This is a genomic window from Streptomyces fuscigenes (assembly GCF_021556455.1).
In the GTDB taxonomy this organism is placed as follows: domain Bacteria; phylum Actinomycetota; class Actinomycetes; order Streptomycetales; family Streptomycetaceae; genus Streptomyces; species Streptomyces fuscigenes.
Map to the genome: position 1 here is coordinate 1 of NZ_JAKGCV010000279.1, position 7,427 is coordinate 7,427.

7 protein-coding genes are annotated in these 7,427 nt (G+C 76.0%); 2 read left to right on the forward strand and 5 right to left on the reverse strand.

Translation table 11 applies throughout. From position 1 onward, the window contains the following. Nucleotides 1-111 precede the first annotated feature (111 nt). Nucleotides 112-1,491: a peptidoglycan-binding protein gene (locus tag L1885_RS29235; protein ID WP_235798516.1), complete on the reverse strand. Its 1,380-nt coding sequence runs from the start codon at nucleotides 1,489-1,491 to the stop codon at nucleotides 112-114. Between the two features lie 294 nt (nucleotides 1,492-1,785). Continuing rightward, on the reverse strand, nucleotides 1,786-2,220 hold the full coding sequence (locus L1885_RS19890; protein WP_235798517.1) for a GNAT family N-acetyltransferase: 435 nt from the start codon (nucleotides 2,218-2,220) through the stop codon (nucleotides 1,786-1,788). Nucleotides 2,221-2,463: 243 nt separating this feature from the next. Between L1885_RS19890 and L1885_RS19895 the strand changes: the two genes are divergently transcribed. Both L1885_RS19895 and L1885_RS19900 read left to right on the forward strand, forming a co-directional pair. Further along, nucleotides 2,464-3,114 carry a hypothetical protein gene (locus L1885_RS19895; protein WP_235798518.1) on the forward strand — a complete coding sequence of 217 codons (651 nt, stop codon included), beginning with the start codon at nucleotides 2,464-2,466 and terminating at the stop codon, nucleotides 3,112-3,114. After that, nucleotides 3,114-4,217 carry a hypothetical protein gene (locus tag L1885_RS19900; protein ID WP_235798519.1) on the forward strand — a complete coding sequence of 368 codons (1,104 nt, stop codon included), beginning with the start codon at nucleotides 3,114-3,116 and terminating at the stop codon, nucleotides 4,215-4,217. Before L1885_RS19895 ends, L1885_RS19900 begins: the two co-directional genes overlap by 1 nt. A 46-nt stretch (nucleotides 4,218-4,263) precedes the next feature. Here the strand turns inward: L1885_RS19900 and L1885_RS19905 are convergent, their stop codons facing one another. The 3 genes from L1885_RS19905 to L1885_RS19915 all read right to left on the reverse strand — a co-directional run. Then, a complete protein-coding gene (locus L1885_RS19905; RefSeq protein ID WP_235798520.1) occupies nucleotides 4,264-5,256 on the reverse strand; it encodes an ABC transporter ATP-binding protein in 993 nt (330 codons plus the stop codon). Next, entirely contained in the window at nucleotides 5,256-6,380 is a 1,125-nt protein-coding gene (locus L1885_RS19910; protein ID WP_372481982.1) for a FecCD family ABC transporter permease, read from the reverse strand. Before L1885_RS19910 ends, L1885_RS19905 begins: the two co-directional genes overlap by 1 nt. Next, the coding region (locus tag L1885_RS19915; RefSeq protein WP_372481983.1) for a FecCD family ABC transporter permease at nucleotides 6,377-7,427 on the reverse strand (1,051 nt) is incomplete at its 5' end. The genes L1885_RS19910 and L1885_RS19915, both read right to left, overlap by 4 nt.

Below are 7,427 nucleotides of genomic sequence, written 5' to 3' on the forward strand. Positions count from 1 at the left end.
CGTACGCACGAAGCCCCCGGCGCGCGGGATGCCGTGCGCCGGGGGCGAGTCGTTCTGTGGCGGGTGGCGCCGGGTCGTGCGGCGCCGGGTCGTGCGGTGGCGGTGCGGGGTTCAGCGGCGGTGGGCGCCGCCGCCGTACGACCCGCCGTACGGGCCCCCGTAGGAGCCGCTGTAGGACGTGCCCTGGTGCTCGCCCGGGTACGCGTGCCCGCCCGGTGCCTGCGTGTGCCCGCCGTGCGTGCCGTACGCGCCGCCGTGCGAGCCCCCGGTTCCCCCGCCGGAGTGGCGCGTCGGGGTCCGGCCGTGCCCGGTGCCGCGGGTACCGGTGGTCGTGGTGTCGGTTGCCGTGGTGGTCCGCACCGTCGTCGTCCCCTGCGGGGACGCCGGCTCCGCGTCGAGCGCGTGGCGGGTGTTCGGGCCGTACACGCCCGCCGGGTCGCCGTCGACGCCCCGGTACATCTGGTAGATCCGCACGGCCGCGACCGTGGACTGGCCGTAGGTGCCGTCGTCGGCGCCGTGGTAGAGGTGCATCGCCCCCAGCTTGCGCTGGAGCGCCGCCACCTGGGTGCCGCTGTCGCCGTAGCGGAGGGAGCCGTCGGAGTGGGCGGAGGCCTGCTGCACGTGGTGCCCGGCGGCGGACGGTGCGGTGCTCGCGCCGGCGGCGGCCTTCGCGGGCGTGGCCCGGTGCGTGTCCTTCGTGCTCTGCCCGGCCGGACTCGGCGAGGAGAGCGCGGTGTTGGCCGAGGGCTGGGCAGGTCCGGTCGTCGAGCCGTCCGGCAGGCTGCTGTCCGGGAGGCCGGTGTGGGTCGAGTCGGCGAGGGCCTCGTCGGTGCCCGCTCCGCCGGAGAACACCCCGGAGGCGAACGCCGCCGTGCTGAGCACGGCTACCGCGGTCACCCCGAGCGCGACGGCCTTCATCGGGCGCCGCGACGTCCGGTGCGCGGAGCGGTGGCCGGCCGCGTGCGGCGGCATCGCGCCCGGCGGCGGCGCGACGGCGCCGGCGAGGGGCGGCAACGGGCCCGCGGTGGCGGGCTCGGCCACCGGGCGGGCGTTCTCGTCCAGCGTCACGTAGGGGCGGATGCGCAGCGGGTCGAAGTCCTCCGCGGCCGCCAGTTCGGCCGTGCGCGCGCCCGCGGGACCCGGAGCCTGCTCCTGCGGGAGACCCGCAGGGCCGCCGCCGTGCTCCGCCGAACCGGCGGACGGGTACGCGGGCAGCACGGCCGTGTCCGCGTACGCGGGCGGGGGAGCCGTCTCCGGGCCGCCGTACGGGGCCGGGGCAGCCGTCTGCTCGGGGGGCGCGGCGGGTGCCTGCCCGTACGGCGGCATCGGAGCCGGGTACGCGGGCAGGGGCGCGGGCCCCGCCTGTATCAGCCCCGGGTAGGGGGCGGCCGCCGTCTCCGCGTGGAGGGGGCCGACCGGTGCCGCGTCGTACGGCGAGACCGGGGCGTGCGCCTGCACCACCGGGCCGTACCCGGGCAGGGCCGTGCCCACGGCCGGCTCGTACGGCCGCGCGGACGGCGGCGGCACCGGGAAGAGCGGCGCGACCGGGCCGGCCCACGCGGCACAGGAGCAGCCCGCGCCACCACCCGGCACGCGCGGCGTACCGCATGTGCGGCAGAACTGTCCGTTCACCGTGGAACCCCTCCCATCAACTGCCCCAGATTATGCAGCCCCCGGGCGCGCGGCGGGCGCATACCGGAACGCCGCATGGCACATCTCCTTGTCACGAAAAGGACAGAGGGGAGCTATAAGTGGTCGAAAAGGCGCGAAATTCCGAGGTGAATTTTACGGACGGTCGAGCGTCTTGCCGTACCAGACCTCGCGGTAGGGGCCCGAGTTGTAGGCGGGGATCTCCCGGAAGCCGTGCTTCACGTACAGCCCGCGCGCCTCGACGAGATCCAGGCGGGTGTCCAGCACCAGTTCCCGCGCGCCGAGTCCGGCCGCCGCCGACTCCAGCGCGGCGAGCAGCGCCGCGCCCCCGCCGGTCCTACGCGCGTGCGGTGACACGTAGATCCGGGTCAGTTCGGCGCGCCCGCCGTCCAGCAGCCGCACGCCCCCGCAGGACGCGGCCCGGCCGTCGAACCGCCCCACGACGAACTGCCCGCCGGGCGGGGCGAGTCGGTCCGCCAGGTCGTGCGCGGTGCCCGCGTCCACCTCGGCGCGGGTGGCCGGGCGGTGCCAGTACCGCCCCGCGACGTCCGCGTAGTACGCCCGGCGCAACCGGGTCGCGTCCGCGCCCCCGGCCGGCTCGGGGCACCGACCAGCGCGTGCTCCAAGAGGTCTCCATGGTCGTCCTTCTAGCAGGGGCCCGGCCCGTTTTGCCGGCGGATTCCGGGCAACCAGGGAGAACGTGACGGCCTGTCGAGGCCCCGGAACGGGAGCGGCGCGGGACCGGCACGCACACACGTACACGCAGACGGGGGAACCGGGACCACCCGGCAACCGGCACCCAGGAAGGCACTCATGTCCACAGTCCTGATCGTTGTCGGCCTGATCGTGGTGTTCGTGATCGTCGTCGCCCTGGTCCTGTACCTGGGACCGGGCAGGGGCACCGGGAAGGCCGGCCTGCGGCGCAGGTTCGGCCCCGAGTACGACCGGGCCGTCTCCCGGCACGACGGCAACACCGCGGAGGCCGAGCACGAGCTCAAGGAGCGCGTCAACCGGTACGGCGACCTGCGGGTCCGGCCCCTGACGGCGCAGCAGCGCGAACACTGGACCGCCCAGTGGGCCGGTCTCCAGGAGCGCTTCGTCGAGTCGCCCCGCGAGGCGGTCGCCCGCGCCGAGGCGCTCATCGGCGAACTCGCCGAGGCCCGCGGCTACCCGGCCTCCGGCGGTCCCGGCGGCTCCGGCGAGCAGGTGGACGCCCTCTCGGTGCACCACGCCCACCGGATTGACGCCTACCGGAAGATGCGCCGTGCCGCCCGCCCGGACGAGGGCGACGGTGCCGGGGCGGCCGCGGACACGGAGGAGCTGCGCGAGGTGATGGTCGGCGCGCGCGGGCTCTTCGAGCAGTTGATGGCCGCCCGCCCCGGTGACGGCCGTCGCGGCCGTGCGGCGGGGCGTGCCGGCCGCAAGGAAACGTTCTCCGTGCGACCCAAGGGAAGCGGTGTCTGATGTTCAACAAGAAGCACAGCGAACTCGACGAGCGAACCGGACGAGCCGAGCAGTTCGAGCGGAGCGGGCGCGCCGAACGAACGGAAGGCGGCGAGGGAACGGAGTTCGGCGGACGGACCGGACCCGGTGAACGGGACGGCCGCGACGACCTCGCCGGACCGGAGAGGACCGGCGCCGCGACGGGCCCGCGCGACGGGGACGGCACGCACGACTTCGACGGCGCGGGGGACTTCGGCGGCACCGGCGACTTCACCGCCGCCGGCGGGGCGTCCGGGCGCGGCGGCACGGGCGGCGACACCACGGCGGGGGTCAAACGGATCCTCGGGGAGCTCGGTTCCCCGGAGAACGTCGTCGGATCCGCCGGAGCGGCGGGGTCCCCGGGGAGCGCCGGGCGGCCCGGCGGTGCGGGGGGCCCGGGACAGGTGCCGCGGCAGCCGGCGTCCGCACCCTCGGGGCCGCACCTGGCTTCCATGGAGGAGCGCGGGAGCCGCCCCGAGGGCAAGCCCGGCTCGACGGACTGGTGGCGGGTCCAGCCGGGGCCGGCGCCGGGCGCGATGGGGGCCGGGCAGATCCAGGTCGGCGGGTTCGTCGGCGGCATCGAGATCCCCGAGATACTCCGGCCCCCGGCGGGCGACGGGGCTCCGGCGGTGGCTCTGGAGAAGAAGGCGCCGGCCGAGGGCGCGGCCGGTGCCGAGCCGGTCGAGGAGGTCGTGGCCGAGGAAGCGGCCCGTGCGTGGTGGCGACGGGCGGGCGGGGCGGGCGGGTTCCGGCTGACCAGCCCGTTCCTGGTGCTGACCGCCGTGCTGCTGGTGGTGGGGGCGGTCCTCGGCAACATCTGGGCGCTGCTCGCGGGCTGGGTCCTCGCCTACTTCTCGCGGACGCTGACGAGGAGCGAGGCGAAGGTCGCGGTCTTCTGGCTGCCGGGCGTGTCGGTGGCCGGCGGGGTCGTGTGGCTGTGGGGCCGCTTCAACGAGCGCTGGGGCGACCCGATCCCGGAAGGGACGATGGGGCAGGCCCTGACGGACACGTGGCCCGTCGTGGTGCGGGTGGCCGCGGTGGCGTCGGCGCTGTTCCTCCTCTGGCGCTCGCGCCGGGTGCGCTGAGGCGGCCGGCGCCGCCCCGCCGGGCGGGCCGAGGCGGCCCGGGGCCTCAGCGGGACGCCGTACGGCTGCCTGTCGTGTCGGCCGTGCCGGCCGGGCCTGTCGTGTCGGCCGTGCCTGTCGTGTCGCCCGGGACGCTCGCGTCCCCCGCGGCGCCGGTGGCCGGCGGCGCGTACGGCGAGCCCGGTACGACGAGGGGGCTGCCCGTGACCGGGTCGGGGATGACGACGGCCTCCAGGCCGAACACCTCGCGCACGAGGTCCGCGGTGACCACGTCGCCGGGCCTGCCCTCCGCCACGACGGCGCCCTCCTTCATGGCCACCAGGTGGTCCGCGTAGCGCGCCGCCTGGTTGAGGTCGTGCAGGACGATCACGACGGTCCTGCCGCGCTCGTGGTTGAGCCGGCGCACCAGGTCGAGGACCTCCACCTGGTGGGCGATGTCGAGGAAGGTCGTCGGCTCGTCCAGGAGCAGCAGGTCCGTCTCCTGGGCCAGGGCCATCGCGATCCACACGCGCTGGCGCTGCCCGCCGGAGAGCTCGTCGACGGAGCGGTCCGCCAGTTCGGTCACGTCGGTGCGCTCCATCGCGGCCGTGACGGCGCGCTCGTCCTCCTCCGACCACTGCTGCCACCAGCGCTGGTGCGGCTGGCGGCCCCGGGATACCAGGTCGGCGACCGTGATGGCCTCGGGCGCGGTCGGCGACTGCGGCAGCAGGCCGATCGACTGGGCGATCCGGCGCGTGGGGACGCCGGCGAGTTCCTCGCCGTCCAGGAGCACCGTTCCGGAGCGCGGCTTGAGCAGCCGGCCGAGGGCGCGCAGGGTCGTGGACTTGCCGCACGCGTTCGGCCCGACGATCACCGTGATCCGGCCGTCCGGGATCGCGAGGTGCAGGTCCCGCACGACCGTGCGGTCGTCGTAGGCGAGCGTCAGCTCGCGCGCCGCCAGCCGCGAGGCACCGGCGGCCGCGGCCCCCGGGGATCGCGCCGCGCCGTCCGCGCCCGCCGCTTCGCCCCTGTCGTCCGGGCCGGCCACACCGTCCACCATCACTTGCCTCCCGCGGCCCGCGCGCCCGCGCCGCTCCGTCGTATCAGCAGCCAGATCAGGTACGGCGCGCCCACGGCCGCCGTCAGTACGCCGACCGGCAGTTCCGTCGGCGAGAACAGGGTCTTCGCCAGCAGGTCGCCGAGCACCACCACGACCGCGCCGGTCAGCGCCGAGGTCAGCAGCGGGATCTGGGCGGTGCCGGTCATCCGCCGCGCGATCTGCGGTGCCATCAGCGCGACGAAGTCCACGGGCCCCGCGGCGCCCGTGGCCACGGACGCGAGCACCACGCCGATCAGGACGAGGCCGAGCCGCACCCGGTTCAGCCGGATGCCGAGCGCCGTCGCCGTGTCGTCGTCCATCGAGACGGTGCGCTGCGCGTACGCCGCCCACAGCACGGCGGGCGTGAGCACGGCGAGCGCGATCGCCATCGGGGCGGCCTCGTCGTAGCCGCGGCCGTTGAGCGACCCCGTCATCCACACCTGGGCCTGCTGGGCGACCAGCACGTCGCCCTTCGTCATGAGGAGCGTGATCACGGACTTCAGCGCGATCGAGAAGCCGATGCCGATCAGCACGAACCGGGTCGCGTGCAGGCCGCCGCGCCACGCGAAGACGTACACCAGGGCGGCGGCCGTCAGACCGCCGAGGATCGAGAGGTACGGCAGGAGCGTGTACGACGTGACGCCGAAGGTCAGCGCGCCGACCGTCACGACGCCCGCGCCCTGGCTGATGCCGATGATGTCGGGACTGGCGAGCGGGTTGCGCGCGACGGTCTGGACGAGGGCGCCCGAGATGCCGAACGCCGGGCCGACCAGCAGTCCGAGCACCAGCCTCGGTTCGCGCAGCGTGCCGACGATCAGCTGGTCGGCGCCCGTGCCGCCGCCGAACACCACCGCGACGACGCGCCCCGGCGAGACGAAGCTGTCGCCCACGCTCAGGTACGCGACGCAGATCAGCGCCAGCGCGACCAGCAGCCCGAGCACCGCGGACGCGGACCGCCGGTGCAGCAGGAACGAGCCCCGCCCCCGGCGGATCAGTCCGTAACCGGCCGGGCGGGCACCGGCCGTGCGCGCCGGGCGGGCGGCCGCCTCGGGCCCGGGCGCGCCCGTGGGGGCCGTCGTGCTCACGCGGACACCGCCTTCCTGCGCACCAGCGCCACGAGGAACGGCACACCGATCAGCGCCGTCATCACGCCCGCCGGCACCTCGCTCGGCGGAAAGACGACGCGCCCGATCACGTCCGACACCAGGAGCATCACGGGACCGATCAGCGCCGACATCGGCAGTACCCAGCGGTGGTCCGTGCCGACGAGGGCCCGGGCCAGGTGCGGCACGGCGAGGCCGACGAACGCGATCGGCCCCGCGGCGGCCACTCCGCCGCCGACCAGCAGGGTCGCGCCGATCCCGCCGACGATGCGGACGACGGCCACGTTCTGGCCGAGCCCGACCGCCACGTCGTCGCCGAGGGCCAGCGCGTCGAGGCCGCGCGCCACGTACACGACCAGCACCGCGCCGGCGAGCAGGAACGGCCAGACCTCGCCGGCCACCGAGCCCTGGCGCCCGGTCAGCGAGCCCACCTGCCAGAAGCGGAACTCCTCCAGCGTGGCCGCGTTCGTCGTGAGGACGCCCTGGGTGATCGCGACGAGCAGCGCGTTGATCGCGGCGCCGCCGAGCGCGAGCTTGACGGGCGTGGCGCCGCCGCGGCCGCGCGAGGCGATGGCGTAGACGGCGACGGACGCGGCGCCCGCGCCGGCGAAGGCGAACCACACGTAACCGTCGAGGGTGTGCACCCCGGCGAAGGTGATCGCGAGGACCACGCCCACCGACGAGCCCTGGCTGACGCCGAGGATGCCGGGATCGGCGATCGGGTTGCGGGTGATGCCCTGGAGGGTCGTGCCGGCGAGGGCCAGTGCCGCGCCGACCAGCAGGCCGATCACCGTGCGGGGCACCCGCAGTTGCCGCACGACCTCGGCGTCGTCGCTGTGGCCGCCGTGCAGCAGCGCGTCGACGGCGGTCAAGGGCGGGACGGCGCGGGCGCCGACGCCGAGGCTGAGCACGACCGCGATCGCCAGGGCGGCCACGGCGGCCAGCATCCACACCACCCGCCGGGTCAGGACCCGGCCGCCGCCGTCCCCGGGGGCCGGGGCCGGGGCGGACGTGGCCGGGGCCGCGAGC